At 73.9% G+C, this 26,588-nt stretch carries 25 protein-coding genes and 1 rRNA gene; 24 read left to right on the top strand and 2 right to left on the bottom strand.

The window, feature by feature from the left end:
* The first annotated feature begins 72 nt into the window (after positions 1-72).
* The 13 genes from rrf (at position 73) to AMIR_RS26925 (ending at position 15,220) form a co-directional block, all read left to right on the top strand.
* Positions 73-189: ribosomal RNA gene (gene rrf, locus AMIR_RS26980) — 5S ribosomal RNA — on the top strand.
* Between the two features lie 43 nt (positions 190-232).
* Positions 233-3,034, top strand: coding sequence for a hypothetical protein (locus AMIR_RS42345; protein WP_143760913.1), 2,802 nt, complete (start codon positions 233-235; stop codon positions 3,032-3,034).
* Between the two features lie 551 nt (positions 3,035-3,585).
* Complete coding sequence (locus tag AMIR_RS26970) at positions 3,586-4,380, top strand: HAD-IIA family hydrolase (RefSeq protein WP_015804147.1); 795 nt, start codon at positions 3,586-3,588, stop codon at positions 4,378-4,380.
* Entirely contained in the window at positions 4,377-4,550 is a 174-nt protein-coding gene (locus AMIR_RS40650) for a hypothetical protein (RefSeq protein WP_015804146.1), read from the top strand. The genes AMIR_RS26970 and AMIR_RS40650 overlap by 4 nt, the downstream gene beginning before the upstream one ends.
* A 6-nt stretch (positions 4,551-4,556) precedes the next feature.
* The gene (locus AMIR_RS26965) at positions 4,557-5,363 is read left to right on the top strand and encodes a TlyA family RNA methyltransferase (protein WP_015804145.1); all 807 of its coding nucleotides are present in this window, start codon (positions 4,557-4,559) and stop codon (positions 5,361-5,363) included.
* Positions 5,360-6,262 (top strand): NAD kinase, encoded by a 903-nt coding sequence (locus tag AMIR_RS26960; protein ID WP_015804144.1) that lies wholly within the window; start codon positions 5,360-5,362, stop codon positions 6,260-6,262. Before AMIR_RS26965 ends, AMIR_RS26960 begins: the two co-directional genes overlap by 4 nt.
* Before the next feature lie 38 nt (positions 6,263-6,300).
* Positions 6,301-8,079 carry a DNA repair protein RecN gene (recN, locus tag AMIR_RS26955; RefSeq protein WP_015804143.1) on the top strand — a complete coding sequence of 593 codons (1,779 nt, stop codon included), beginning with the start codon at positions 6,301-6,303 and terminating at the stop codon, positions 8,077-8,079.
* Positions 8,080-8,439: 360 nt separating this feature from the next.
* Positions 8,440-9,648 carry a hypothetical protein gene (locus AMIR_RS26950; protein WP_143760912.1) on the top strand — a complete coding sequence of 403 codons (1,209 nt, stop codon included), beginning with the start codon at positions 8,440-8,442 and terminating at the stop codon, positions 9,646-9,648.
* A 141-nt stretch (positions 9,649-9,789) separates the two neighbouring features.
* A complete protein-coding gene (steA, locus tag AMIR_RS26945) occupies positions 9,790-10,974 on the top strand; it encodes a putative cytokinetic ring protein SteA (RefSeq protein WP_015804141.1) in 1,185 nt (394 codons plus the stop codon).
* Positions 10,971-11,906, top strand: a complete 936-nt coding sequence (locus AMIR_RS26940; RefSeq protein ID WP_041837052.1) for a copper transporter — start codon at positions 10,971-10,973, stop codon at positions 11,904-11,906. The genes steA and AMIR_RS26940 overlap by 4 nt, the downstream gene beginning before the upstream one ends.
* 274 nt (positions 11,907-12,180) lie before the next feature.
* Positions 12,181-13,872 (top strand): CTP synthase, encoded by a 1,692-nt coding sequence (locus tag AMIR_RS26935; protein WP_041837051.1) that lies wholly within the window; start codon positions 12,181-12,183, stop codon positions 13,870-13,872.
* A 41-nt stretch (positions 13,873-13,913) separates the two neighbouring features.
* Positions 13,914-14,555, top strand: a complete 642-nt coding sequence (locus AMIR_RS26930; protein WP_015804138.1) for an NUDIX domain-containing protein — start codon at positions 13,914-13,916, stop codon at positions 14,553-14,555.
* 254 nt (positions 14,556-14,809) lie between these two features.
* Positions 14,810-15,220, top strand: coding sequence for a DUF2752 domain-containing protein (locus AMIR_RS26925; RefSeq protein WP_041837050.1), 411 nt, complete (start codon positions 14,810-14,812; stop codon positions 15,218-15,220).
* A 147-nt stretch (positions 15,221-15,367) separates the two neighbouring features.
* Here AMIR_RS26925 and AMIR_RS26920 read toward each other — a convergent pair whose 3' ends face one another.
* On the bottom strand, positions 15,368-15,952 hold the full coding sequence (locus tag AMIR_RS26920; protein WP_015804136.1) for a DUF1707 domain-containing protein: 585 nt from the start codon (positions 15,950-15,952) through the stop codon (positions 15,368-15,370).
* A gap of 82 nt (positions 15,953-16,034) precedes the next feature.
* Between AMIR_RS26920 and xerD the strand changes: the two genes are divergently transcribed.
* The 11 genes from xerD (at position 16,035) to AMIR_RS26865 (ending at position 24,511) form a co-directional block, all read left to right on the top strand.
* The gene (xerD, locus tag AMIR_RS26915; RefSeq protein ID WP_015804135.1) at positions 16,035-16,934 is read left to right on the top strand and encodes a site-specific tyrosine recombinase XerD; all 900 of its coding nucleotides are present in this window, start codon (positions 16,035-16,037) and stop codon (positions 16,932-16,934) included.
* Positions 16,935-17,098: 164 nt separating this feature from the next.
* On the top strand, positions 17,099-17,431 hold the full coding sequence (locus AMIR_RS26910; protein ID WP_015804134.1) for an ArsR/SmtB family transcription factor: 333 nt from the start codon (positions 17,099-17,101) through the stop codon (positions 17,429-17,431).
* Positions 17,432-17,523: 92 nt separating this feature from the next.
* Positions 17,524-18,492, top strand: coding sequence for a ParA family protein (locus tag AMIR_RS26905; RefSeq protein ID WP_015804133.1), 969 nt, complete (start codon positions 17,524-17,526; stop codon positions 18,490-18,492).
* Between the two features lie 293 nt (positions 18,493-18,785).
* On the top strand, positions 18,786-19,058 hold the full coding sequence (locus AMIR_RS36275; protein ID WP_085945109.1) for a hypothetical protein: 273 nt from the start codon (positions 18,786-18,788) through the stop codon (positions 19,056-19,058).
* 107 nt (positions 19,059-19,165) lie between these two features.
* Entirely contained in the window at positions 19,166-19,990 is an 825-nt protein-coding gene (locus tag AMIR_RS26895; protein WP_049797191.1) for a segregation and condensation protein A, read from the top strand.
* Positions 19,921-20,568: an SMC-Scp complex subunit ScpB gene (gene scpB / locus AMIR_RS26890; protein ID WP_084799026.1), complete on the top strand. Its 648-nt coding sequence runs from the start codon at positions 19,921-19,923 to the stop codon at positions 20,566-20,568. Before AMIR_RS26895 ends, scpB begins: the two co-directional genes overlap by 70 nt.
* Positions 20,561-21,301 (top strand): pseudouridine synthase, encoded by a 741-nt coding sequence (locus AMIR_RS26885; RefSeq protein WP_015804129.1) that lies wholly within the window; start codon positions 20,561-20,563, stop codon positions 21,299-21,301. Before scpB ends, AMIR_RS26885 begins: the two co-directional genes overlap by 8 nt.
* Before the next feature lie 333 nt (positions 21,302-21,634).
* Positions 21,635-21,871 (top strand): hypothetical protein, encoded by a 237-nt coding sequence (locus tag AMIR_RS36270; RefSeq protein WP_015804128.1) that lies wholly within the window; start codon positions 21,635-21,637, stop codon positions 21,869-21,871.
* Positions 21,872-22,051: 180 nt separating this feature from the next.
* Positions 22,052-22,819 (top strand): ABC transporter permease, encoded by a 768-nt coding sequence (locus AMIR_RS26875; protein WP_118948490.1) that lies wholly within the window; start codon positions 22,052-22,054, stop codon positions 22,817-22,819.
* The gene (locus tag AMIR_RS26870) at positions 22,816-23,625 is read left to right on the top strand and encodes an ABC transporter permease (protein WP_015804126.1); all 810 of its coding nucleotides are present in this window, start codon (positions 22,816-22,818) and stop codon (positions 23,623-23,625) included. The genes AMIR_RS26875 and AMIR_RS26870 overlap by 4 nt, the downstream gene beginning before the upstream one ends.
* 1 nt (position 23,626) lies before the next feature.
* Positions 23,627-24,511, top strand: coding sequence for an ABC transporter ATP-binding protein (locus AMIR_RS26865; RefSeq protein ID WP_015804125.1), 885 nt, complete (start codon positions 23,627-23,629; stop codon positions 24,509-24,511).
* A gap of 808 nt (positions 24,512-25,319) precedes the next feature.
* Here AMIR_RS26865 and AMIR_RS26860 read toward each other — a convergent pair.
* Positions 25,320-26,522, bottom strand: a complete 1,203-nt coding sequence (locus AMIR_RS26860; RefSeq protein WP_015804124.1) for a 4-hydroxybenzoate 3-monooxygenase — start codon at positions 26,520-26,522, stop codon at positions 25,320-25,322.
* Positions 26,523-26,588 lie beyond the last annotated feature (66 nt).

The following is a 26,588-nucleotide window of genomic DNA, read 5'->3' as shown; positions in this document are numbered from 1 at the left end:
CGGCGACCGCTCTCCTTGGGGAGGGTGTGGCGCCGGTGGGTGGTGCTGTGTGGTTGGTTATCTTCATAGTGTTTCGGTGGTCATTGCGGTTGGGGAACACCCGGTCCCATTCCGAACCCGGTAGTTAAGCCTTCCAGCGCCGATGGTACTGCACTCGTGAGGGTGTGGGAGAGTAGGACGCCGCCGAACATTCTTTCCCGAAAGGGCTTGTGGTAGGGGGACACATTAGGTTGTGTCCTACCGCAAGCCCTTTCGGCGTGTCCATAGGAGGAATCAGGTGAGCAGGTTCGGGGATCGTCCCGGCGACCGTCAGCGTGGCCAGGGAGACCGACCGCGCCGATTCGACGGTGGCCATGCCGGTGGGGATCGCAAGCAGGGCGGTGAGCGGTCGGGCGGTGGCTACCAGAAGCGCGACGACCGTCCCCGCTACGACAAGCCGCGCGAGGATCGTGGGGACAGCAGGTCCTCCGACAGCCGTCGGGACGACCGCAGGTCCTCCGACAGCCGTGGTGGTGGCTACCCGCGTCGGGACGACCGGTCCGGTGGGGACCGGGGCGGTTACCAGAAGCGGGACGACCGCAGCGGTGACCGCGGGTTCCAGAAGCGCGATGACCGCGGTGGCGAGCGGACCTTCCAGAAGCGGGACGACCGATCGGGTGACCGGGGTGGGTTCCAGCGCCGCGATGACCGCGGTGGCGAGCGCAGCTTCCAGAAGCGCGACGACCGCGGTGGCTACCCCAAGCGGGACGACCGCGACGGTTCCACCGGTGGTTACCAGAAGCGCGACGACCGCGGCGGTGACCGCGGGTTCCAGAAGCGCGATGGCCAGAGCGGTTACCCCAAGCGGGATGACCGTGGTGGCGAGCGCGGTGGGTTCCAGCGGCGCGACGACCGGACCGGTGGGGACCGGGGCGGGTTCCAGAAGCGGGACGACCGCGCGCCCCGCAAGGACTTCTCGCGTGACGACCGGCCTCGTTTCGAGCGTCGGGACGACCGCGCCGGCTCCACCGGCGGCTACCAGAAGCGCGACGAGCGCGGCGGTTCCGCGGGTGGTTACCAGAAGCGCGATGACCGTGGTGGCGACCGCGGCGGGTTCCAGAAGCGTGACGACCGGGCCGGTGGGCGCGGGTTCGAGCGTGGTGGCGACCGGGACTCCGGGCGCCGGTTCGACGGTGGCGAGCGGCGCGAGTTCCGGCCGCGCGACGACCGGGGTGGCGACGACCGCGGGTTCCGCCGGGACGACCGGGGTGGTGAGCGCAGCTTCCAGAAGCGGGACGACCGCGGTGGGGAGCGTGGCGGCTTCCAGCGCCGGGACGACCGGTCGGGTGACCGCGGTGGGTTCCAGAAGCGGGACGACCGCGCTGGTTCCACCGGTGGTTACCAGAAGCGTGATGACCGGTCCGACGACCGTGGTGGTTACCAGCGTCGGGACGACCGCGCGGGTTCCACTGGCGGTTACCCCAAGCGCGACGACCGCGGTGGCGACCGGGGCGGGTTCCCGCGCCGGGACGACCGTGGTGGCGAGCGCGGGGGGTACCAGAAGCGTGAAGGCGGGTCTTCCGACCGGCCGTTCCGCGAGTACCGGCCGCGTGACGACCGCTCGGGCGACCGCACCGGTGACCGTGGTGGTTACCAGCGTCGGGATGACCGCGCGGGTTCCACCGGCGGGTACCAGCGTCGGGATGACCGGTCTGGTTCCACCGGCGGGTACCAGAAGCGCGACGAGCGCGGCGGTTCCGCGGGTGGCTACCAGAAGCGTGATGACCGTGGTGGCGACCGGGGCGGGTACCAGCGTCGGGACGACCGGGGCGGGGACCGTGGTGGTTACCAGCGGCGCGACGACCGGTCGGGTGACCGGGGCGGGTACCAGAAGCGGGATGACCGCGGCGGGTACCAGCGCAGCGACGAGCGGTCCGGTGGTCAGCAGGGCGAGCGCGCTTCCAGCGGGCCGCGTGACGAGCGCAGCCGTGAGCGGGCCGCCCGGTTCCAGGAGCGGGTCGCGCAGGGCGGGGTCGACAGCCCCGAGGTGACCGGCGACGCCGCCGAGGGCGCCGCGGTGGCCGAGGTCGTCGACGCGGACGTCAAGGGCGGCTCGGTCGAGTCGGCTGAGAGCGCTGTGGTCGAGAGCGCTGCGGTCGAGGGCGCCGAGCAGGGTGACGAGGCCGTCGCGGTCAAGCAGGACGCTCCCGTCGAGGAGAGCGACGTCCGCGCGCAGGCCGCCGATGACGCTGTCGACGTCGACGGCGCCGACGACCTGCGGGACGACAACCCCGCCGACCGGGACGACCGGGAGCTCGGTGACCGCGAGCAGGACGGGCGCGACCAGGACGGGCGCGGGGACCGGTTCGAGCGGCGCGCGCGCACGCCCGAGCTGCCCGAGGAGGCCGACATCTCGGCCCTCGACCCCGAGGTGAAGCAGGAGCTGCGCGGGCTGCCCAAGGGGCTCGCCGACATCGTCGGCAGGCACCTGGCCGCCGCCGGGCTGCTCGTCGACGAGGAGCCCGAGCTGGCGCTGGAGCACGCCCGGTACGCGCGCAGCAAGGCTTCGCGGGTCGGCGTGGTCCGCGAGGCCGCGGGCATCGCCGCCTACCAGGCGGGCGAGTGGGCCGAGGCGCTGTCCGAGCTGCGCGCCGCGCGTCGCATGACGCACGGTCCCGGCCACATCGCGGTCATGGCCGACTGCGAGCGCGCCCTCGGCCGCCCGGAGCGGGCGATCGAGCTGGCCCGCGAGGTCCAGGTGCAGGGGCTGAAGCTGTCCGCCGACGAGCTGGTCGAGCTGCGGATCGTCGTGGCGGGCGCCCGCCGGGACATGGGGCAGCTGGACGCCGCCGTGGTCGCGCTGCAGGGCGCCGACCTCGACGAGAAGCGCCGGGACCCGTGGAGCGCGCGGCTGTTCTACGCGTACGCCGACAACCTGGCGGCTGCCGGGCGGACCGAGGAAGCCGTGAAGTGGTTCCTCAACGCCGACGCGGTCGACGAGGACGGCGACACGGACGCGGCCGAGCGCGCGTTCGAGCTCGCGCCCCAGGACTGACGACGCAGGACTGGCGCGACCGCAGGACTGATGCAGGAGAAGCACCACCGGGCCCGGCCCGCTGGACACGCCCCCACGGGGGAGTGACCGGCGGGCCGGGCCTTTTTTGTTGGACGGGGGATGGGGGACGGGAAGGCGCACCGGGGCGGAGAGGGGATCGCCGGGCGGCCGGCCGGGCTGGTGAGCCGGCGAGGGGACGGGCTGGCGGCTGGCCGGTCGGGTGGGCGCGGGAACGGGGTGGCCGGCGGGATAGGCGCCTGGCGGCAGTGGGTGCGGCGCCGAGGGGTGGGGGTCGGGGACCGGTGGAGGGCCCCGTGGGCTGGTTCGGGTGGGAGTGAGACGAACGGCTCACCCGGAGTTCCCGGTGCGGTGGGCGCCTCGTCGTGGCCCGGTCGTGGGGGTTCCTGCGGTTCGCGCGCGTGCCCCGGCAGGGCTCGGTGAGGTGAGGTCGCCGTATCGTCGGTCCGGGGCCTGCCCGTCAACGCGGGCTTGAGCGCCGCAGGACCTGAAGACGTGGGCCCGGTGGCCCGCTTGAGCGAGAGGAACCGCCGGTGACCCTGCTGTCCCGCTACGACGCACTGCTGCTGGATCTCGACGGCACGGTCTACCGGGGGCACGCGCCCGTCCCCGGCGCGCCCGAGGCGGTCGCCGCCGCTCGGGCGGCCGGGCTCGCGATCCGGTTCGTCACCAACAACGCCTCGCGGTCGCCGCAGGAGGTCGCCGACCACCTGACCGAGATCGGGTTCGCGCCCGCGCTCGACGAGGTGTCCACGAGCGCGCAGGCCGCCGCGTCCATGCTCGCCGACCTCGTCCCCGCCGGGTCCACGGTGCTGGTGCTGGGAACCGAGGCGCTGGTGGAGCAGGTGCGGCAGCGCGGGCTCGTGCCCACGCGCACCGCCGACGGGGCCGTCGCGGTCATCCAGGGGCTCTCCCAGGACACCGGGTGGCGCGAGCTGGCCGAGGCGTGCGTGGCGGTCCGCGCGGGCGCGGTGTGGGTGGCGTGCAACGTCGACCTGACGCTGCCCACCGAGCGCGGGCTGCTGCCCGGCAGCGGGTCGCTGGTCCGGGCGCTCATGGCGGCCACGGACGCCGAGCCGCTCGTCGCGGGCAAGCCCGCCGTGCCGCTGCTGGAGCAGGCGGCCAAGTCCGCTGGCGCGCAGCGACCGCTCGTGGTCGGCGACCGGCTCGACACCGACATCGCGGGCGCCTGCAACGCGGGCATGGACTCGCTCCTGGTGCTCACCGGGGTGTCCACCCGCGAGGAGGCCATGGCGCTCCCGGAGGACCAGCGGCCCACCCACATCGCCGACGACCTGTCGGTGCTATCGGCTACCGTGGAAGGGTGAGCTTCGACGTTCCCCTGCCCGGCCCGCCGCGTGACCCGGTCGCCGGGATCGACGACGCGCTGGCCGGGCTCGACGGGCTTGCCCAGGTCGAGGTCGCGCTGCACGTCGCGCGGTTCGACGAGGCGCACGCCGCGCTGACCACGGCCCTCGCCAGCATCGACAAGGTGTGACGCGACGTGGCTCGCAGGGCTCGGCTCGACGCCGAACTGGTCCGCAGGGGCATGGCCCGCTCCCGTGAGCACGCCAGCCAGCTCGTCGCCGAGGGCAAGGTGACGGTGCGCGGCTCGGTCGCCACCAAACCGGCCACGGCCGTCGAGCTGGACACGGCGCTGGTGGTGCGCGACACCGACGACCCCAACTGGGCGTCGCGGGGCGCGCACAAGCTCGTCGGCGCCCTGGAGGCGTTCGGCGGGGTCGACGTGACCGGCAAGCGGTGCCTGGACGCGGGCGCGTCCACCGGCGGGTTCACCGACGTGCTGCTGCGCGCCGGGGCCCGGCAGGTGGTGGCGGCCGACGTCGGCCGGGGGCTGCTGGACTGGAAGTTGCAGACCGACGAGCGCGTGGTCGTGAAGGACCGGACGAACGTGCGCTCGCTCACGCCCGAAGTCATCGGCGGCCCCGTGGAACTCGTGGTGGCCGACCTGTCGTTCATCTCGTTGAGGCTGGTGCTGCCCGCGCTGGCCGCGTGCCTCGACGAGGAGGGCGACCTGCTTCCCATGGTGAAGCCGCAGTTCGAGGTCGGCAAGGAGCGCCTGGGGTCCGGCGGCGTCGTCCGCGACCCCGAGCTGCGCGCCGCCGCCGTCCTGGAGGTCGTGGAGGCCGCGGCGGGCCTGGGGCTGCGGCTGCACGGGGTCGTCGCGAGCCCGCTGCCGGGACCGTCCGGCAACGTGGAGTTCTTCGCGTGGCTGCGGCGCGGGCGACCGCTGGACGTGGTGGACGCCGCCGCGCTGGTGCGGGCGGCAGTCGCGGAGGGACCGCAATGAGCTGCCGGGAGATCCTGCTCGTCGTCCACACCGGGCGGCCGAGCAACGTGCTGGTGGCGCAGGACGTCGCCGCCCGCTTCGCCGAGGCGGGAATCGGGCTGCGCGTGCTCGCCGACGAGTCGCCGGAGCTGGACCCGTCCTGCTCGTACGGGGCGGTGGTGGCCGCCGACGACAAGGCCGCCGAGGGCACCGAGCTGGTGTTCGTGCTCGGCGGCGACGGGACGCTGCTGCGCGCGGCCGAGCTGGCCCGCCCGGCCGGGGTGCCGGTGCTCGGGGTGAACCTGGGGCGCGTGGGCTTCCTGGCCGAGGCGGACTCGGACGCGCTGCACGAGGCGATCAAGCACGTCATCGACGGCGCCTACGACGTCGAGGAGCGGATGACGGTGGACATCACCGCCTACGACTCCTCCGGCGCGGTGCTCCAGAGCACGTGGGCGCTCAACGAGGCCAGCGTGGAGAAGTCCTCGCGCGAGCGCATCCTCGACGTGGTGGTGGAGGTGGACGGGCGGCCGGTGTCGGCGTTCGGCTGCGACGGTGTGCTCGTCGCCACCCCGACCGGGTCGACGGCGTACGCGTTCTCGGCCGGTGGGCCGGTGGTGTGGCCGGACGTGCAGGCGCTGCTGGTGGTGCCGAGCAACGCGCACGCGCTGTTCGCCCGGCCGCTGGTGGTGTCGCCGTCGTCGGCGGTCGCGCTGGAGGTCGACCACCAGGGCCACCCCGCGGTTCTGTCCGTCGACGGGCGCCGCGGGGTGGAGCTGCCGCCGGGCTCGCGGGTGGAGGTCGTCGGGGGCTGCACGCCGCTGCGGCTGGTGAAGTTGCGCAAGGAGCCGTTCACGGACCGGCTGGTGCGGAAGTTCTCCCTGCCGGTGCAGGGCTGGCGCGGTCCGTCGGCAGGTTGAGCGTCCGATCGTCGTCCCCGCCAAGTAGGGTTCCCGCTGTGCTGGCCGAGATGCGCATCCAGGGCCTCGGTGTGATCGACGAGGCCACCCTTGAGCTCGCCGCGGGTTTCACCGTTGTCACGGGGGAGACCGGGGCGGGCAAGACGATGGTCGTGACCGGGCTCCACCTGCTGGGCGGGGGCCGGGCTGAGGCGTCGCGCGTGCGCAACGGCGCCGAACGCGCGGTCGTCGAGGGCCGGTTCCAAGCTCCAGCGGGGAGCCCCGCGGCGAAGGTCGCGGAGGAGGTCGGCGGCGAACCCGACGACGACGGTTCCGTGATCGCGGTGCGGACCGTCGGCGCGGACGGCAGATCCCGCGCGCACCTGGGCGGTCGCTCGGTGCCGGTGGGCGTGCTGTCCGAGCTGGCCGAGCAGCTGCTGGCCGTGCACGGGCAGAACGACCAGCTGCGGCTGCTGCGCTCCTCCGAGCAGCGCGCGGTGCTGGACCGGTTCGCCGGTGACGAGGTGGCCGGTCCGCTGGGCGCCTACCAGCGGGTGCGGGACGAGTGGCTGCGGGTCGCGACCGAGCTGCGGGACCGCACGCGCAGCTCGCGGGAGCTGGCGCGCGAGGCGGAGCTGCTGCGGCACGGGCTGGCGGAGATCACCGCCGTCGACCCGAAGCCCGGCGAGGACGCCGAGCTGGTGGACGAGGCGCGCAGGCTCGCCGACGCCGACCAGCTGCGCGAGTCGGCGGCGGGCGCGCAGTACGCGGTGGCCGGGTCGCCCGACGGGGACCCGGACAACCCCGGCGCGCTCGGGCTGATCGGCGAGGCGCGGCGGCGGCTGGGCGCCTCCGAGGACCCCAAGCTGCGCGAGCTGGAGCCCCGGCTGGTGGAGGCGGAGACGCTGCTGGCCGACGTGGGCGCGGAGATCGCGTCCTACCTGGAGCACCTGGACGCGGACCCGGCGCGGCTGGAGCAGGTGCTGGCGCGGCAGTCCGAGCTGAAGATGCTGACCCGCAAGTACGCGGCCGACGTCGACGGCGTCATCGCGTGGGCGGAGAACGCGTCGTCGCGGCTGTCCGGGCTGGACACCTCCGACGAGGCGCTGGCGGCGCTGGCGGCGCGGCGGGATGAGCTGGCCGTGGAGCTGGCCGGGTACGCCGAGCAGATCACGGCGGCGCGCGCCGAGGCGGCGCTGGAGCTGGGCCGCGAGGTGTCCGAGGAGCTGACCGGGCTGGCGATGCCGCACGCGAACGTGGAGGTCGCGGTGCGGCCCCGGCCCGCGGACCAGAACGAGGCGAACGCGCTGGAGGTCGGCGGGCAGCTGCTGCACGCCGGGGCGTCCGGCGTGGACGAGGTGGAGCTGCGGCTGATCTCGCACCCCGGCGCGCCCGCGCTGCCGGTGCACAAGGGCGCGTCCGGCGGTGAGCTGTCGCGGGTGATGCTGGCGCTCGAAGTCGTGCTGTCGCACTCGGACCCGGTGCCCACGCTGGTGTTCGACGAGGTCGACGCGGGCGTCGGCGGTCGGGCGGCGGTCGAGGTGGGGCGGCGGCTGGCCAGGTTGGCGCGCAGCCACCAGGTCATCGTGGTCACGCACCTGCCGCAGGTCGCGGCGTTCGCGGACCGGCACCTGGTGGTGGACAAGACCGCCGACGGGATCCTGACCCGCAGCGGGGTGCGGGTGCTGGACGAGGGGCAGCGGGTCGTGGAGCTGGCCCGGATGCTCGCGGGCATGGACTCGACCGACACCGGGCGCGCGCACGCCGAGGAGCTGCTGGCGGCGGCTAAGGCCGACAAGGAGACCGCGGTGGTGCGGCGGGGGCGTCGGAAGGGCTGATCCTGGCGCTGCGGGGCCGTCGCCGGGAGGCGGTCGGTCGTCGTGGTGGAACGCGCGCGGGCTCGTCGGGGATCTTCCCGGCGGGCCCGTCGTCGTTGTGGGGCGGCGGGAGGTGGGGCGCTTCGGCGGTCGGGGGCGGTGGCGGCACTGCTGGTGCTGCGCGGGAACGCGGCCGGGCGGCCGGGGTCGGCGCGGGAGCGGTGGAACAGTGGCCCGTGAGGTGGCCACGGCCCACCGGCGTGGTCGTGCGCGTCGTGGACGTGGGTGGGGCGGACGTGGGCCTGCGGTGACGCTGTTCGGCGGTGGCGCGTGCGCGTCGGGGCGCTGTCGGCGGGCAACCGGCAGCGGCATCATGTCGTCATGGGATTACGGGGTGTCACCGGCCGGGGAGTGCCCTGGCTGTGCGGGCTCGCGGGCGCGGTCGCCGCCGTCGGGCTGCTGCCGCTGCTCTACCGGGTGCGCACGGACGACTTGCGCGGCGACGAGGTGCAGAACTGGACCGAGACCCGTGTGGCCGCGTTGGAGCAGCAGATCGAATACGGGCCGGTCAACGCCGCGTTCCCCGTGCCCGGCCCGCTGCTGGGCGTCCCGGTGCTGTGCGCGGTGGCGCTGCTCCTGCTGGCGGCGGTGCTCGTGGCGCGTGGGGCCTGGCTGGGGCGGCTCGTCGGGACGGTCGGGGTTGGTGTGCTGGTGGGCGTGGTCGCCGGGGTGGTCGCGGCCTACTCGGGGGAGGTCACCCGCGCCGAGGCCGCCGCCCGGCGCCTGACCGAGCGCCTGGCGAGCGACGAGCCGGGGCAGGGGTTCTCGATCACCGACACCACCGTGTCGCCCGAACCGGGGTTCTGGGCGCTGTGCGCGGCGGTCGTGGTGGCGCTCGTCGCCCTCGTGCCCCTGCACCGGGCCGCGCCGCCCACCCGCGTCGGCGTCGGGGCGCGGGACCGGGTGGGGGCGGCGCTGGTGGCGCTGGGCGCGGTGCTGGTGGGCGGTGGGCTGGTCACCGAGCTGCACTGGGAGCGCCCCGACCTGAGCGTGCACGGGGGTGATTACCACGAGGCGACCTCGGTGTGGGCGTTCGCCAGCACCAGGCGCACCTGGCTGGCGGACGAGGCGCCCGACGTCTCGGACGTGACCGGCTACGCGCCGGGGGGCTGGCTCGTGGCGCTCGCGGTGGTGCTGCTGGTGGCGGTGGCGCTGCTGGCGCGCGGCCGGGCCGTGGGCAGGCTGCTGGCGCTGCTCGGCGCGGGCGGGCTGCTGGGGCTGGTGTGGTCGGTGGGCGGGAAACTGCCCACGATCTTCGCCAGGGGCGAGATCCCCGGCGTCATGCCGGACCCGACCGCGACGCAGGGGTACGGCACCGGGTTCTGGGTGCTGTGCGCGGCGGTGGTGGTGGCGCTGGCGGGCGCCGCGCTGTCGCAGCGGCGGCCCGTCCCCGACTACCGGCCCGCAGGGGCGGTCCTGCGCCACCACGACCCCGCCGAGGACGACGGGGTCGTGGTGCACGACATCAGCGGGTTCGACGACGACCCGCTGCACCCGGACCGGTGGCCCGCCTCCGGCGCTGGGGGGTGAAGGTGGACCCCACGGTCGGGTGGGTTGGTCACTCCTTCGTCGGGTGACGGTCAGTCTGGGGGGTGAATCGGGCGGTGACCTGGTCGGACGGGCCCGGCGTGTCGGGACGGCGGCCCGGTCGGCTTTGCCACCATCGGCCGCATGAAGCTGTCCGGGATGCTCAGCCGAGCGCAGCACGAACCCCAGGGGACCTCCGGTGTCGCGCGGGTCGACCGCAGGGCCTCCGAGCTGCTGCGGCGGCTCGGGCCCGGCGACATCGCGGTGCTCGACCAGGTCGACATCGACCGCCGCCTCGCCGAGGCGCTGCTGGCGGCCGAGGTCGTCGGCGTGGTCAACGCCTCCCCGTCGATCTCCGGCCGCTACCCGAACCTCGGGCCCGAGCTGCTGGTGGCGTCCGGGATCGCGCTGGTGGACGACGTCGGCGCCGCCGCGCTGCGGGAGATCAAGGACGGGATGCGGCTGCGGCTGCACGGCGGCGTGGTCTACCTGGGCGACCGGGAGGTCGCGCGCGGCGTCGAGCAGACCGAGGCCGCCGTGGCCGACGCGCTGATCGAGGCGCGCGAGGGCATGTCCGCGCAGCTGGAGGCGTTCTCGGCGAACACGATCGAGTTCCTGCGCCGGGAGCGCGAGCTGATCCTGGACGGGGTGGGCGTCCCGGACGTGCCGGTGCCGATGCGGGACCGGCAGGTGCTGGTGGTCGCGGGCGGCCCCCGGCACGCCGAGGAGCTGCGGCGGTTGCGCAAGTACGTGCGGGAGCACCGGCCGGTGCTGGTCGGGGTCGACCAGGGCGCGGACACGCTGTGCGACGCGGGCTACGAGCCGGACCTGATCGTCGGCGACCCCGCCGCGATCGGCGCGGTGGCGCTGCGGGCCTGCGCGCAGGTGGTGGTGCCCGCGCAGGCCGACGGGCACGCGCCGGGGCTGGACCGGGTGCAGGACCTCGGCGTGGGGGCGGTGACGTTCCCGGCTGCGGGCAACGCGGAGGACCTGGCGCTGCTGCTCGCCGAGGCGCACGGGGCGAGCCTGGTGGTGACGGTGGGGCTGCGCGCCGGGCTGCGCGAGTTCCTCGACCGGGGGCACTCCGGGTCCAACCCGTCGACCTTCCTGACCAGGCTCAAGCTCGGCGGGAAGCTGGTGGAGGGCGAGGCGGTCGCCGCGCTGCACCGCAGCCGGGTGTCCACCGGGGCGGTGGCGCTGCTGGTCGGGTCGGCGGTGCTGGTGCTGGTGGTGGCGCTGGCCGCCTCCGGGGTCGGGCAGGTGCACCTGGACGCGGCGGGCGACGGGATCGCCGCGCTGGCGCGGTGGGTCGGGGGGGTGTTCGGGTGATCACCATGCGCTACCACGTGGTGTCGCTGGCCGCGGCGTTCCTGGCGCTGGCGGTGGGGGTGGTGCTCGGGTCGACGGCGCTCAGCGGGCCGCTGCTGTCCGGGCTCGCCGACGACAACGGGCAGCTCGGGCAGCGGGTCACCCGGCTGGAGCAGGAGCGCAACGGGCTCGACGCGAAGCTGGCCGAGGCCGACCGGTTCGCCGGCTCGATCGGGCCCATGGCGGTCCGGGGGCAGCTGACCGACCGGACCGTGCTGGTGGTGTCCACCTCCGACGCGCACACCGGCGACCGGGAGGCGCTGGTGGACCTGCTGGGGTCGGCGGGCGCGCTGGTCACGGCGCAGGTCGAGCTGACCGACGCGTTCACCGCCCCGCAGCAGGCCGACCGGCTGCGGGACCTGGTCGCGCGCTCGCAGCCCGCCGGGGCCGAGCTGCCCGCCGGGGCCGATCCGGGGACCCGCGCCGGGGCGCTGATCGGGACCCTGCTGCTGCTCGACGGGGAGAACAAGGCCCAGGCCACGGACGACGAGCGGGCCTCCGCGCTGAGCGCGCTGGGGAGCGCCGGGTTCGTGAAGGTGGCGGAGAACGCGCGGCCCGCGCAGCTGGCCGTGGTGCTCGGCGGCGGGGTCGTGGACGACGGGGACGACTCGGGGGACCGGGCCGCGACCGTGGCCCGGTTCGCCACCCAGCTGGACCGGTCCGGGGCGGGCGTGGTGCTCGCCGGGCGCGGCGGGAGCGCCGAGGGGCGCGGGCCCATCGGGGTGGTGCGGGCCGACCAGGCCGCCGCCTCGGTGCTGTCGACCGTGGACAACGCGGACAGCGCGGCCGGGCGGGTGGTGACCGTGCTGGCGCTGCGGGAGCAGGTCGACGGCGGCTCGGGGCGGTACGGGGTCGCGGGGAACGCGCAGGCGCCCTCGCCGGGCACGGCCTAGGGCGGGCGGTGGGAGCGCTGTGCCGGCCCGGCCCGCCGACGAGCGCGCCCCGGTCCCGCCGGGCCGAACGGGGCAGCGCGGTCGTCACGGTGCGCGACGTGGCGCGTGCCCGGCGCGCCCGCAGGTCGGCTGGAGGGCGTCCGCGCGGTCTTCTAGGCCGTCCAGGTGACGCGCGCTCGGGCCGGTGGTGCGCTGGGTGACCGGCGGCGTGTTAGCGTTAGGGCCCGTGGACAGGGCGTCGTCCCTGCTGGAAATTCGGACCACGGGAGCCTCGTTGGCGCTTCAGGCACGCACTACCAAGCACGTTTTCGTCACCGGGGGTGTGGCCTCCTCGCTCGGCAAGGGGTTGACCGCCTCGAGCCTGGGGCAGTTGCTCACCTCCCGCGGGCTCCGGGTCACCATGCAGAAGCTCGACCCCTACCTCAACGTCGACCCCGGCACGATGAACCCGTTCCAGCACGGCGAGGTCTTCGTCACCGAGGACGGCGCCGAGACCGACCTGGACATCGGGCACTACGAGCGGTTCCTCGCGCGGGACCTGTCCGGGGACGCCAACGTCACCACCGGCCAGGTGTACTCCGAGGTCATCGCCAAGGAGCGGCGCGGCGAGTACCTGGGCGACACGGTCCAGGTCATCCCGCACATCACGGACGAGATCAAGCGGCGCATCCGCGCCATGGCGGAGCCGGACGCCGACGGCGTCGTGCCCGACGTGGTGATCACCGAGGTCGGCGGCACGGTCGGCGACATCGAGTCGCTGCCGTTCCTGGAGGCCTGCCGCCAGGTGCGCCACGACGTGGGCCGCGACGACGTGTTCTTCCTGCACGTGTCGCTGGTGCCCTACCTGGCGCCGTCCGGCGAGCTCAAGACCAAGCCCACCCAGCACTCGGTGGCCGCGCTGCGCAACATCGGCATCCAGCCCGACGCGATCGTGTGCCGGGCGGACCGGGAGATCCCGGACTCGCTCAAGCGCAAGATCGGCCTGATGTGCGACGTGGACACCGACGCCGTCGTGGCCGCGGTGGACTCGCCGTCCATCTACGACATCCCCAAGGTGCTGCACGCCGAGGGCCTGGACGCCTACGTGGTGCGCCGCCTCGGGCTGCCGTTCCGCGACGTCGACTGGACGGTGTGGGGCGACCTGCTCGACCGGGTGCACAACCCCTCCGAGGAGGTGCGGATCGGGCTGGTCGGCAAGTACGTCGACCTGCCCGACGCCTACCTGTCGGTGACGCAGGCGCTGCGCGCGGGCGGGTTCGCGCACCGCACCAAGGTCGACATCGTGTGGGTGCCGTCCGACGAGTGCCAGACCCCCTCCGGCGCGGCCTCCGCGCTGGCCGGGCTGGACGCGGTGCTGGTCCCCGGCGGGTTCGGGGTGCGCGGCATCGAGGGCAAGGTCGGGGCCATCACGCACGCCCGCACCAGGAACATCCCGCTGCTCGGGCTGTGCCTCGGCCTGCAGTGCCTGGTGATCGAGGCCGCGCGGAACCTCGCCGGGATCGCCGACGCGAACTCCACCGAGTTCGAGGAGGGCGGCTCGCCGGTCATCTCCACGATGGCCGACCAGGAGGACGTGGTGTCCGGGCAGCGCGACATGGGCGGCACGATGCGCCTGGGCGCGTACCCGGCCTCGCTGACGCCCGGTTCGCAGGTGGCGCGGGCGTACGGCACGACCGAGGTGTCCGAGCGGCACCGGCACCGCTACGAGGTCAACAACGCCTACCGGGAGCAGCTGGCCGAGGCCGGCCTGGTGTTCTCCGGCACCTCGCCGGACGGCAGGCTCGTGGAGTTCGTCGAGCTGCCCGCCGAGACGCACCCGTTCTTCGTGGCCACCCAGGCGCACCCGGAGCTCAAGAGCCGCCCGACGAAGCCGCACCCGCTGTTCGCGGCGTTCGTGAAGGCGGCGCTGGACCACCGGCTCGCCGACCGGCTGCCCCTGCCGGAGACGGCGGGCGCGGCGCAGTGAGCGGCGGCCCGGCGGGTGGCGGCCCGGTGGATGATGGTGCGGTGAGCGAATCGGTGAGCGGCAGGCACGTGTTCGACGTCGTGGGGACGCGGGACGTCCACGTGGGACGGGTCGTGGCGCTGCGCGTGGACGAGGTCGCCATGCCCGGCGGCGGGACGGCCAGGCGCGAGGTCGTGGAGCACCTGGGCGCGGTGGCCGTGGCCGCCGTGGACGAGGACGGCGCGGTCACCCTGATCCACCAGTACCGGCACCCGCTGGGCAAGCGCATCTGGGAGCTGCCCGCCGGGCTGCTCGACGCCGGTTCCGAGACGCCGCTGGCGGCGGCCGAGCGGGAGCTGGTGGAGGAGGTCGGGCTCACGGCGGGCGACTGGGTGACCCTGGTCGACGTCGCCGCCTCGCCGGGGTTCACCGACGAGGTCGTGCGGGTCTTCCTGGCGCGCGGGCTGACCGAGGTGGACCGGCAGGTGCTGGGCGAGGAGGAGGCCGACCTGCAGGCGCGGAAGTTCCCGGTGGACGAGGCCGTGGCGATGGCGCTGCGCGGCGAGATCGTGAACGGCGCGGCGGTGGCCGGGCTGCTCGCGGCGCAGGCCGTGCTCGCCGGGCGGGCCGAGCCCCGGAGCGCGGACGCGCCGTTCGAGGACCGGCCGAGCCGGTTCGCGGCCCGGAGCGAGCAGCAGGGGTGAGCGGGGCCGCCTGAACGGGCGGGGACCGGCTGACCAGGGCCGGGAGCGCGGAGGTGGTGGGGGCGCGGCCCTCGCCGAGGACTCCGGCTCCCGGCCTTCGCGCTGCCTGCCTCCCTGCTGCCTGCCTCCGTGCTGCGGGGCGGGGGTTGCGGGTGGGGACGGCGCGCGGGGCGGGCGGTGCTCGTCGGGCGTGCCGGTGCTCACGCGTGGGCCGGGGGCGGGTGGGTGTCGGACCCGCGGTGCACAATGGTGCGGTGGGGGTTGGTCTGCTGGGTCGCCTCGGCGCGGCGTGGAAGCCGCTCGCGGTCGCGGGTGGGATCGGCGCGGCCGGGGGCGTGCTGCTCCTCGTCGACCCCAACGAGCCGGGGTCGTGGTTGCCGCCGTGCCCGCTGCGGGCGCTGACCGGGATCTGGTGCCCGGCCTGCGGGGCCACGCGGATGGCGCACGCGCTGCTGCACGGGGACCTCGCGGCGGCCTGGCAGTTCAACGCCGTCGTGCTCGTCGCCGGGATGCCGCTGGCGCTGTGGCTGTGGGGGCGGTGGTTGCGCGCGCGGTTGCGCGGGACGCCCACGCCCCAGGTGCCGCCGGTGGTGGGGAACCTCGTGATCGTGGCGTGCGTGGTGTGGATGCTGGCCCGGAACCTGCTGTCGATCGGGGCGGTCTAGCCCGGCGGTCTGCCGTCCCGGTGATCGGCTGCCCCGGCGGTCGGCGCTGCTCCGGCGGTCGACTGCCCCGGCGGTCGTCCGGGTCGGGTGGACCCGGACGTGCGCCCGCGCGCGGCGGATGCGGCCCGCCGCGCCCGCCTCGCGAGGTCAGTCGCGCAGCTTGCGGCCGTTGCCGTCGGTGCCGCCCCCGATGAGCAGGATGATGCCGTCGATGAAGCTCCAGACGCCCGCGCCGCCGCAGGTCAGCAGCTGGGCGATCGCGATGCCGTAGTCGCCGGTGTAGAAGCGGCCGACGCCGAAGTAGCCCAGCAGGACCTGGAGCACGCCCGCGACCATCTTGGACTTGTCCGACAGCGGCGCCCCCGAGACCGGGTCCACGCCGTACGGCGCGTACACGGCGGGCGGCACGCCGTACGGCGGCGTCACGTAGATGGGCGTCCCGAACGACGCGGGAGGGGGCTCGTGCGGCAGCACCGTGGTCTGGTGCGCCTGGAACGGCGGCGGGGTCGGCTGGCCGTAGCCGAGCGCGGGCGGCAGGAACGGCGGGTGCGGCACCGGCAGGTCCTGGAACAGCTCGGCCAGGTCCTGGACGGTCTGCGCCGCCGACGCCGCGCCCACGCGCTGCTCGTACTCGGCTATCTCCAACCTGCCCGCCGCGAAGTGCTCGTTCAGCGCGGAGATCGCTTCCTCGCGCTGCTGGGTGCCGATGCGGAGGCGGTGGGGTTCTGACACACCGCAACGGTATCCGAGCGGAGCGCCGGGGAGGGCCGTACTGTGCGAACGTGCCGATCTTCGTGCGACCTGCGGCGGAGCCGTGCCCGGCGTGACCCCCGCCGACGCGGTCACGGCCTACCTGGACCACCTGGCGGTCGAGCGCGGCGCCGCCCGCAACACCCTCGACTCCTACGCCCGCGACCTGCGGCGCTACCTCGCGCACCTGGAGTCCGCCGGTCTCGGGCTGGACGCGGTCACCGAGGCCGTCGTCGGCGACTTCCTCGCCGGGCTGCGGGAGAGCGGCCTGGCGGCCTCGTCGGCCGCGCGGACCCTCGTCGCCGTGCGCGGGCTGCACCGCTTCGCGCACCGCGAGGGGCTCACCGCCGCGGACCCGGCCAAGGACGTGCAGCCGCCCGCCGCGCCGCGCAGGCTGCCGAAGGCGCTGCCCGTCGCCGACGTGCTGCGGCTGCTCGACACCGCGGGCGACACCCCCGCCGCGCTGCGCGACCGGGCGCTGCTGGAGCTGCTCTACTCGACCGGAGCGCGGATCTCCGAGGTGGTCGGGCTCGACGTGGACGACGTCGACGCGGCCGAGCGCACCGCGCTGCTCGACGGCAAGGGCGGCAAGCAGCGCGTCGTCCCGGTGGGGCGGCCCGCGCTCGCGGCCGTGGAGGCGTACCTGGTGCGGGCGCGGCCGGTGCTGGCCAAGCGCGGCGGACCCGCGCTGTTCCTCAACGCCAGGGGCGGGCGGCTCAGCAGGCAGAGCGCGTGGCAGGTGCTCAAGACCGCCGCCGAGCGGGCGGGCGTGGCCGCCGAGGTGTCCCCGCACACGCTGCGGCACTCGTTCGCCACGCACCTGCTGGAGGCGGGCGCGGACGTGCGCGTGGTGCAGGAGCTGCTCGGGCACGCCTCGGTGACCACGACGCAGGTGTACACGCTGGTCACGGTGACCACGCTGCGGGAGGTGTACGCGACGGCCCACCCCAGGGCCACCGGGTGAGCGCGCCGCTCAGTGGCCGCACCGAAGGGAATCACGCGGGTTCGCGGAACCACCGCGCCGCAGGATCGTTGCCCTTTCAGGAAAGGGGGTGGCGGCCCGCCCTCGGCGGGGGCCGCCGCGAGTACCGTGTCTGCCGGGTGACCGCGATGGGGGAGGGGGTTGTCGTGGTTGGGCTTCCGGAGCCCGAGCGCTCCGACATCGAACTGGGCTCGGTGCTGCACGCGCTGAGCGACCCGACCAGGCTCGCCGTCGTGCGGCAGATCGAGGCCGAGGGCGAGCGGCTGTGCGGGGGGCTGAGCGTCGAGGTGGCGAAGTCGACCCTGTCCCAGCACCTGCGGGTGCTGCGCGAGGCGGGGCTGACCAGGACGCGGGCCTGCGGCAACCAGCGCTGGGTGTCGCTGCGCCGCGACGACCTCGACCGGTTGTTCCCCGGACTGCTGGACGTGGTGCTGGCCGCCGCGTCGAGGGGGCGCGACCGGGAACCGGTGGCCGGGTGAACCGGCCTCCCGCGCGCCCGGCGAGGCGCGTTGCCGCTGACCACCTGGGCACTTAGGCTTCGCCCAGGGAGAGAACTAGGAGTCGGGGAGAGATGTCGTCACCGGAGCAGGTGGGCGAGGGGAAGCACCCCGCGCGACCACCGGGAGCCGGTGTGCGGAAAGCATCGGTGGACCTGAGCCTGGCCCCGCACGCCGCGCCGGTGGAGGAGGAGGTCCCTGACCAGGCGGTCGGCGAGATCGGACCGACCGGCAGACCGCTGCGGTTCGTGGCCGACCCGCCCGAGGTGGTCCACCACGGACCGGCGAAGATCCTGGCCATCTGCAACCAGAAGGGCGGGGTGGGCAAGACCACCTCCGCGATCAACCTGGGCGCCTCGCTCGCCGAGCACGGCCGCCGGGTGCTGCTGGTCGACTTCGACCCCCAGGGCGCGCTGTCGGTGGGGCTGGGGGTGCACCCGCACCAGCTCGACCAGACGATCTACAACGTGATCATGGAGCGGGACGTCGGCGTCCAGGACGTGATCATGGGCACGCCGGTGGAGAACATGCACCTGCTGCCCAGCAACATCGACCTGTCGGCGGCGGAGATCCAGCTGGTGTCCGAGGTGGGGCGCGAGCACACGCTGGTGCGCACGCTGCGGCCGGTGCTGGACCTGTACGACTACGTGCTGGTGGACTGCCAGCCCTCGCTCGGCCTGCTCACGGTGAACGCGCTGGCCGCCGCCGACGGGGTGCTGATCCCGCTGGAGTGCGAGTTCTTCAGCCTGCGCGGGGTGGCGCTGCTGATCGACACCATCGAGAAGGTCCGGGAGCGGTTGAACCCCAAGCTGGAGATCACCGGGATACTGGCCACCATGTACGACCCCCGCACCCTGCACTCCCGCGAGGTGATGGCGCGCGTGGTGGAGGCCTTCGGCGACGTCGTCTTCGACACGGTGATCAACCGGACCGTGCGGTTCCCGGAGACCACCGTCGCCGGTGAGCCGATCACCCGGTGGGCGCCGCGCTCCGCGGGCGCCCGCGCCTACCGCGCCCTGGCGCGCGAGGTGATCGCCAGGTGACTCGTCGCCCCACCCTGCCGGGCGCGTCGGAGCTGTTCCGCTCGACTGTCGCGTCCCAGCCTGCCGTCACGTCCCACTCCGTCGCGCACCAGTCCGTCGCGCACCAGCCCGTCGCGCACCAGTCCGTCATCTCCCAGTCCGTCACCTCCCAGTCCGGAGCCGCCTCCGGCGAGCCCGAGGTCGTGCTGACGGCCCGCACCGCGCTGCCCCCGAGGACCGAGCCCGCCGCGAACGGGGTGGGGCCCGACGTCGTCGGCCCGAAGGTGGTCGGCCCGAAGGTGGTCGGCCCGAAGGTGGTGGGCGCGGACGTGGTCGGCGCCGACGACCCGGCCGCCGACAGCGGGCGTCGGGGGAGCGGTCGCGAGAAGCACAGCACCAAGTTCACCGTGTACGCCTCCGACGAGGAGCTGCTGGCGCTGGAGCAGGCCAAGCTGGTGCTGCGCGGCAGCCACGGGCTCGTGGTCGACCGGGGCCGGGTGGTGCGCGAGGCCATCGCGATCGTGCTGGACGACCTCGAAGGGCGCGGCGACGACTCGCTGCTCGTGCGCAGGTTGCGCGAGCGGTGAGCGGCGGCACCACGGCGGACGGCACCGGCGGCGCCGGCGGCACCACGGGCGACGTCACGTCCGCGCCCGGCGCCCCCGGCGGTGATCGCCCGGCGGACGGCGAGGCCGTGCCCGACGCTCGGCCCGTGGCCGACGAGGTGGCCGACGGGCGGTTCAAGGTTCGGCTCACCAACTTCGAGGGGCCGTTCGACCTCCTGCTGCAGCTGATCTCGCAGCACACGCTCGACGTGACCGAGGTCGCCCTGCACCGGGTCACCGACGACTTCATCGCGCACATCCGGAGCCTGGGCGACGCCTGGGACCTGGACGAGACCACCGAGTTCCTGGTCATCGCGGCCACCCTGCTCGACCTCAAGGCCGCCAGGCTGCTGCCCCAGGGCGACGTGGAGGACGAGGAGGACCTGGCGCTGCTGGAGGCGCGGGACCTGCTGTTCGCGCGGCTGCTCCAGTACCGGGCGTACAAGCAGGTCGCGGCGCTGTTCGCCGAGCTGGAGCAGGGCGCGCAGCGGCGGTACCCGCGCTCGGTGGCGCTGGAGCGGCGGTTCGAGGGGCTGCTGCCCGAGGTGATGCTCGGCGTCGACCCCCGGCGCTTCTCCGAGATCGCGGCCGTGGTGTTCCGGCCCAAGCCGCCGCCGACCGTGTCCACCGCGCACGTCCACCAGCACCGCATCTCGGTGCGCGAGCACGCGGCGCTGCTGCGCGAGCGGCTCGCCGAGCTGGGCACGGCCACGTTCACCGAGCTGGTCGCGGACTGCGAGAACACCCTGGAGGTCGTGGCGCGCTTCCTGGGGCTGCTGGAGCTGTACCGGGAGAAGGTGCTGGCGTTCGAGCAGCCCGAGGCGCTGGGCGAGCTGAGCGTCACGTGGGTCGGCGGCAGCGTCGAGGAGGCCCGCGCGGCGCCGGACGACGACGAGGACGAGGAGTACGGGTGAGCGTGACCGACGACGCGGAGGCGTCCGCCGTCGACCTGTCCGACGACGCGGAGTTCGAGAGCGCGCTGGAGTCCGTGCTGCTCGTCGTGGACACCCCGATCGACGAGCAGCAGCTCGCGGGCGTGTTCGAGCAGCCCGCCCGGCGGGTCAAGGCGACCCTCCGGCGGATGTCCGAGCGCTACACCGCCTCGGGCAGCGGCATCGACCTGCGTAGAATCGGCGACGGCTGGCGGTTCTACACGAGGGACCGCCACGCGCCATTCGTGGAGAAGTTGCTGCTCGACGGGCAGCGCGCCAAGCTCACGCGGGCAGCGCTGGAGACGCTCGCCGTGATCGCCTACCGGCAGCCCGTCACCAGGGCACGCGTCGCGGCGGTCCGCGGCGTCAACGTCGACGGGGTGATCCGCACGCTGGTCGCGCGCGGGCTCATCGCCGAGGCGGGCAACGACAACGACACGGGTGGCATCCTTTACCGGACGACCGAACTGTTCCTGGAGCGGTTGGGGCTGGCGTCGCTGACCGACCTGCCCCCGATCGCTCCCCTGCTGCCCGAAGTGGATGCGATCGACGATGTCTGACCCCGGTTCTGAAGGCGTTCGGCTCCAGAAGGTGCTGGCCAAAGCGGGGATCGCCTCCCGGCGGGTCGCCGAGGAGCTCATCGAGCTCGGCCGCGTCCAGGTGGACGGCGAGGTGGTGCGCGAGCAGGGCCGCCGCATCGACCCCGACAAGGCGGTCGTGCACGTGGACGGCGTGCGCGTGGTGCTCCAGGAGGACGTCGTCACGCTCGTGCTGAACAAGCCGCGCGGGATGCTGTCCACGATGCACGACGACGCGCACCGGCCGTGCGTGGGCGACCTGCTGGTGAATCGCAAGGAGCGGCTGTTCCACGTCGGCAGGCTGGACGCCGACACCGAGGGCCTGCTGCTGGTGACCAACGACGGCGACCTCGCGCACCGGCTCATGCACCCCTCCTACGAGGTGCCCAAGACCTACCTGGCCGAGGTGCCCGGCCCCATCCCGCGCGACCTGGGCAAGCGGCTGCGCTCCGGCATCGAGCTGGAGGACGGGCCGGTCAAGGTGGACTCGTTCAAGCTGATCTCCTCGCTGCCCGGCCGGGCGCTGGTGGAGGTCGTGCTGCACGAGGGGCGCAAGCACATCGTGCGGCGGCTCCTGGAGGCCGTGGGGCACCCGGTGCAGACGCTGGTGCGGACCGCGGTGGGCGAGGTGCGGCTGGGCAACCAGCGGCCCGGCTCGCTGCGCGTGCTGAACCGGCAGGAGGTCGGGTCGCTGTACAAGGCCGTGGGCATGTAGTCCGCGGGGTCGCGCGAGAGCGCTCTCGCCGACGCGGGGCCGCACCGGTTCGCCGGGGCGGCCCCTTCGCGCGTTCCGGGGACTTCCGCGGTGCCAGGACTTCGCGTTCCGGCCGCGAGTCCCCCGGTTCCCGGCCCGCGCGCGACTGCTCCGCGCGAGGGAACTTCCACTCAGCGGAAATGAATCCGGGTGGCCGCGCGCGGGCTGTGGCAGCGTGCCGGACGGCTCGGGCGCGGCGGCGCGCTCCGGGGCGGGAGCGGGCGGGCGTTCGGGTGAGGGGCGATCCTGGCACGGGGAGCCCGGCTTCCCCCTGGTTCCGGTCGGTGGTCCCCGGTGCGGGTGATCCGCTCCGGGCGGGCGGGTCGTCCGGTGTGGACCGCGCTGTGGTATCGCGTGCGCGGTTTTGCCGAGCAGTTCGAGGAAATCGTTCGTCCGGCGACCGGAATGGACGGCTGCGGCGCGTTGTCCGAGGCGTTCGCCGGGGGGCGTGGAAAACTGATCGTGAATTCGTCCTCTGTGGACGAGAAGCGAGTTTTCCCGGCTATCCGGGGGATCGCCCGGATGCCGTAGGGGCCTCCTGCCTGCGCAGTAGTACCCACTGCTGTGCTTGCGGTGGCTTCAGTGCAGAACGAAGTCAACTCGACCGGATCGGGGGGCGAAGTTTTCTCCTCCCTTATTGTGGCAACCCCGTTCGACTCTCTAGATTGGCCGGGTTGGCTCGGGTTGATCAACTGGGAAGAGGCGTTGCGCGTGCGTGCGCTAACCCGAGGACTGCTCGGTGCGGCCGGGTTCCTCGTCATCTGGGAGCTTTTCGGCCGATCTGGCCTGGTTCCCCAGGAGTACCTGCCGCCGCCCTCCGTGGTGGCGGTCGAACTGCTCGCCCTGCTCGGGGACGAGACGTTCCTGCGCGACGTCGTGGCGACCGTGCTGGCGCTGCTCATCTCGGTCCTGCTGTCCGTGGGCATCGCCGTGCCCGCGGGTCTGGTCCTGGGCAGCGTCGCGCCGGTGCGCCACGCGACGCGCGCCGTGGTGGAGTTCCTGCGCCCCATCCCGTCGGTGGCGCTGATCCCCCTGGCGATCGTCGTGCTGGGCCTCGGCCCGGAGATGAAGATCGCCCTCGCCGTCTACGCGGCGGTGTGGCCGATCCTGTTCAACACCATCTACGCGCTCGACGAGCTGGACCCCCTGCTCGTCGACACCGCCCGCGTGTTCGGCGCGAGCCGGCTGCGCGTGCTGCTCTCCGTGGCGCTGCCCAGCGCGCTGCCGTTCGTGTTCACCGGCATCCGGCTGTCCGCGACGACCTGCCTGGTCGTGCTGGTCAGCGTCGAGATGCTGGCGGGCGGCGCGGCGGGGATCGGCGAGTTCGTCATGGACGCCCGCAGCGGCGCGGGCCGCATGGACCTGGTGCTCGCGGGCACCGTCGTCGCGGGCGTGCTCGGCTACCTGGTCAACGAGGGCCTGGAGCGCGCGCAGCGCCGCTGGGTCGGCTGGGGCTTCGTCCAGGGGGGCAGGTCGTGAGGGCGCTGTCGGGCTTCCTCCAGCGGTGGGTGGTCTTCGGCTGCCTGGTCCTGGTGTGGGAGGTGGCGGCGTTCCTCGCGGACGACCCGTTCTTCCCGCGCCCCACGGTGATCGCGGAAGCCGCCGCGGAGCTGTGGCTCAGCGGCCCCGCCGAGACGCTGTTCCTGAGCGACGTGGTGTTCGAGCACCTGGTGCCCAGCCTGACCCGGCTGCTCACCGGGTGGGGCATCGCCGCCGTCGTCGGCGTCGCGCTCGGCCTCGCCCTCGGCCGCTCCGCGCGCGCCATGGAGTACGCGGGGCCGGTGCTGACGTTCATGCGCTCCATCCCGCCGCCCGCGCTGGTGCCGGTGTTCCTGCTGCTGTTCAACATCGGCACCTCGATGCAGCTGGCCACGATCGTCTTCGGCGTGCTGTGGCCGATCCTGCTCAACACCGTCGACGGCGCCCGCTCCGTCGACAGCACCAAGACCGAGACGTCCGAGGTGTTCCGCATCCCGCGCGCCCAGTGGGTCCTCGGCGTCGTCCTGCCGTCGGCCGCCCCGAAGATCTTCGCCGGTCTCCGGGTCAGCCTGTCGCTGTCGCTCGTGCTCATGGTCGTCTCCGAGCTCGTCGGCACCGACAACGGCATCGGCTCGCAGCTGCTGCTCGCCCAGCGGCAGTTCGACTTCCCCGGCATGTGGGCGGGGATCGTCCTGCTCGGCGTGCTCGGCTACACCCTCAACACCGTGCTCCTCGCGCTGGAGAACCGGGCGCTGGCCTGGCAGCCCAAGCGCGAGGGGCGCACCCCCGCGACGGTGGAGGATTGACATGACCGCGATGCTCGAGGTGGCCGCGCTGGGCCACACCTACCAGGGCAAGGACGGCGCCCACACGGCGATCGACGACCTCTCCTTCACCGTCGGCGCCGGTGAGCTGGTCTGCGTCGTCGGCCCCTCCGGGTGCGGCAAGTCCACGCTGCTCCGGACGATCTCCGGGCTGGTGCGCCCCAGCCGGGGCGCGGTGAGCCTGCACGGCAACGCGGTCAAGGGCGTGCCCGACGACCTGGCCGTGGTGTTCCAGGACTACAGCCGCTCGCTGTTCCCGTGGCTGAGCGTGCAGAAGAACGTGGAGTTCCCGCTGCGCAGCTCGGTCGGGCGGGCGAAGCGGCGGGCGCGCGCGGCCGAGGCGCTGGAGTGGGTCGGGCTGGCGGCGGCGGGGCGCAAGTACCCGTGGCAGCTGTCCGGCGGGATGCAGCAGCGGGTGGCGATCGCGAGGGCGCTGGCGTACCGGCCTGCCCTGCTGCTCATGGACGAGCCGTTCGCGTCGGTGGACGCGCAGACCAGGTTCGAGCTGGAGGACCTGCTGCTGAAGATCCGCACCGAGCACGACACGACGGTGCTGGTGGTCACGCACGACATCGACGAGAGCGTGTACCTGGGCGACCGCGTGCTGGTGCTGTCGACCTCGCCCGCGTCGGTCGTGGCGGACCTGCGGGTGGACCTGCCCGCGCCGCGCGACCAGATCACCACGCGCGAGTCGGACGTGTTCGTGGGGCTGCGGGCGGAGGTGGCGCGGCTGCTGAACGTGGGCAAGCCCTCGCCCGCCCGGCGCCCGGCGCCCGGTCGGCGGGCCGCTGACGGGCAGGCCGCGAGATGGGCGGCGGAGGAGCGCGCCGAGGTGGAGAGGGGCGCCGCGCAGCGCTTGGCGCGCTGACGGCTTCTCGGCGGCGCCGGGGTTCTTCCCCCTCGGGGGTGGTTCGCGGGGCGGTTCCCGCGCGTCCGGTCCGGTGACCGGGGGCGCGGGGCCGCCCTTCGCGCTGTCCGGGGGTGGGGCGTCGCGCGTCGGGAGGATCAAGGGTGCTGCGCGGCAACGGGAATCGCATTGGTGGGTGATCGAGGGTGCTGCGCGGCAAGGGGATCGGGGCGCGTGGGCGATCAAGAGTGCGGTGCGGCAAGGGGAACCGGGTGCGTGGACGGCCGAGGGTGCTGCGCGGCAACGGGAGCGCGGCGCGCGGGCGCTCAGCGGCGCTGTGCGGCGTTGGCGCGGTGTGTCGGCCACGGCAGGGCGGCGGGGACGTTCGGCGGCGCTGCGGGGCGTTCGGGTCGGTGTGCGCGTCGCAGGGCTGGAGTTGTTGCGGTGACAGGGAATTCTCTCGTCCGACGACGCTCGGACCGGTGCGGGCGCATCGGCCCTTCGGGGTGGAAACCGTTGGGGCGGTTGAAGATTCGGTGTCACGGAGGGTGGTCGCTACGGGGTTCCGCCGGTGCGGGCGCATCGGACCGGTGCGGGGAATTCGTTGCCGCCACGGGGAAAGCGGGTCCGGCGGGTCGCGCGGGCGGTCCGGAAACGGGGGCGTCGCGCGCCTGGCGGGTGCGGCGCTGCGCCGTCCGGCAATACCGGTAAAGCGCGGGGCGCCGGGGGATGCGGTCCCCCGGCGTTCCGGTCGTGCCCGCCGGGTGGCCCACCCCGGCCCCGATCGGGGCCGCAGAAATCGGGTGAGCCGATAAGCGGGGCGCCCGCGTCAGGGGCCCACGTAGTTCTGCGCGAAATACCCGACCGAGGACTTGGAATCGATCAGGTGTTCCAACCGGGCCTGGCCCAACCGGCTCAGGAACGGCTCGGGCGAACGGTGCAGCATGAAAACCATCCACTGCGAGAACTCCTGCGCACGCCAGACCCGGCGGAGGCACTTCTCGGAGTAGCCCTCCAGTCCGGAATCGTCGCCCGTTCGGAGGTACCCGATTAGTGCGGAAGCGAGCACCTCGGCATCGTGCAGCGCGAGATTCATTCCCTTCGCGCCGACCGGCGTGATGATGTGCGCGGCGTCGCCGAGAAGGTACAGCCGACCGAATCGCATCGGTTCCACGACGTGGCTGCGCATGTCCAGCACGCGCTTCTCGATGATCCTCCCCTCGGTCAACCGCCAATCGGAATCGCGCAGCGCCAAGCGCTTGTGCAACTCCGCCCAAACCCGTTCGTCGGGCCAGTTGTCCGGCGAATCGCCGATCGGCACCTGGAGGTAGTAGCGGGAAACCGTGGAATTGCGGAGCATGTGCCCGGCGAAACCGTCCGGGTGCAACGCGTAGATCACCTTGTGGGTCGAGGGCGGGGCCTCGGCGAGCACGCTCAGCCACTCGATCCCGTGCTGGTGGGTGAACTCCTGCACGGCCCCCTGCGGGATGCTCTTCCTGGTCACGCCGTGGAAGCCGTCCGCGCCGCCGACGAAAGCGCACTCCAGCCGCTCCCGCTCGCCGGTCGCGGAGAGCCACGTCAGCACCGGTGACGCGGAATCGATCCCCGACAGTTCGACGTCCGACACCGAGAAGCGGATATCGCCGCCCCGCGCCAGGTAGTTGCCCAGCAGGTCGCGCACCACGTCCTGCTGCGGATACACGTAGTGCGTTTGCCCGCCGTAGAGCGCCGAGTAGTCCACCTCGAACGCCTCGCCGTTCACCCGGAACTCGCAGGCGCCATGTCGATCGGCTTCTTCCAGGAGCCGTCCGGCGAGTCCGTGCTCGGTCAGCATCTGCACCGCGCGGTGCTCCAGAACCCCTGCGCGCGGGCGTGTCTCGATGTACTCGCGCGTTCCCCGTTCCAGCACTGTGCAGGCAATTCCTGCTTCGTGGAGGAGGTTAGCCAACGTGAGTCCGGCGGGCCCCGCGCCCACGATCCCCACCACGGCTTCATTGCTCTGTACGGCCCATTCGGAGTGTTGATTGCTCACTGCCTACTCCTGCCTCTGGACAGCCTGTGCAAAGATGCGCACCGAAGGTAGTGGATCAAACCTTCA

The organism is Actinosynnema mirum DSM 43827 (genome assembly GCF_000023245.1).
In the GTDB taxonomy this organism is placed as follows: Bacteria; Actinomycetota; Actinomycetes; order Mycobacteriales; family Pseudonocardiaceae; genus Actinosynnema; species Actinosynnema mirum.
The sequence above is the reverse complement of the archived record's forward strand: the minus strand, read 5'-3'. Positions and strand labels throughout refer to the sequence as shown.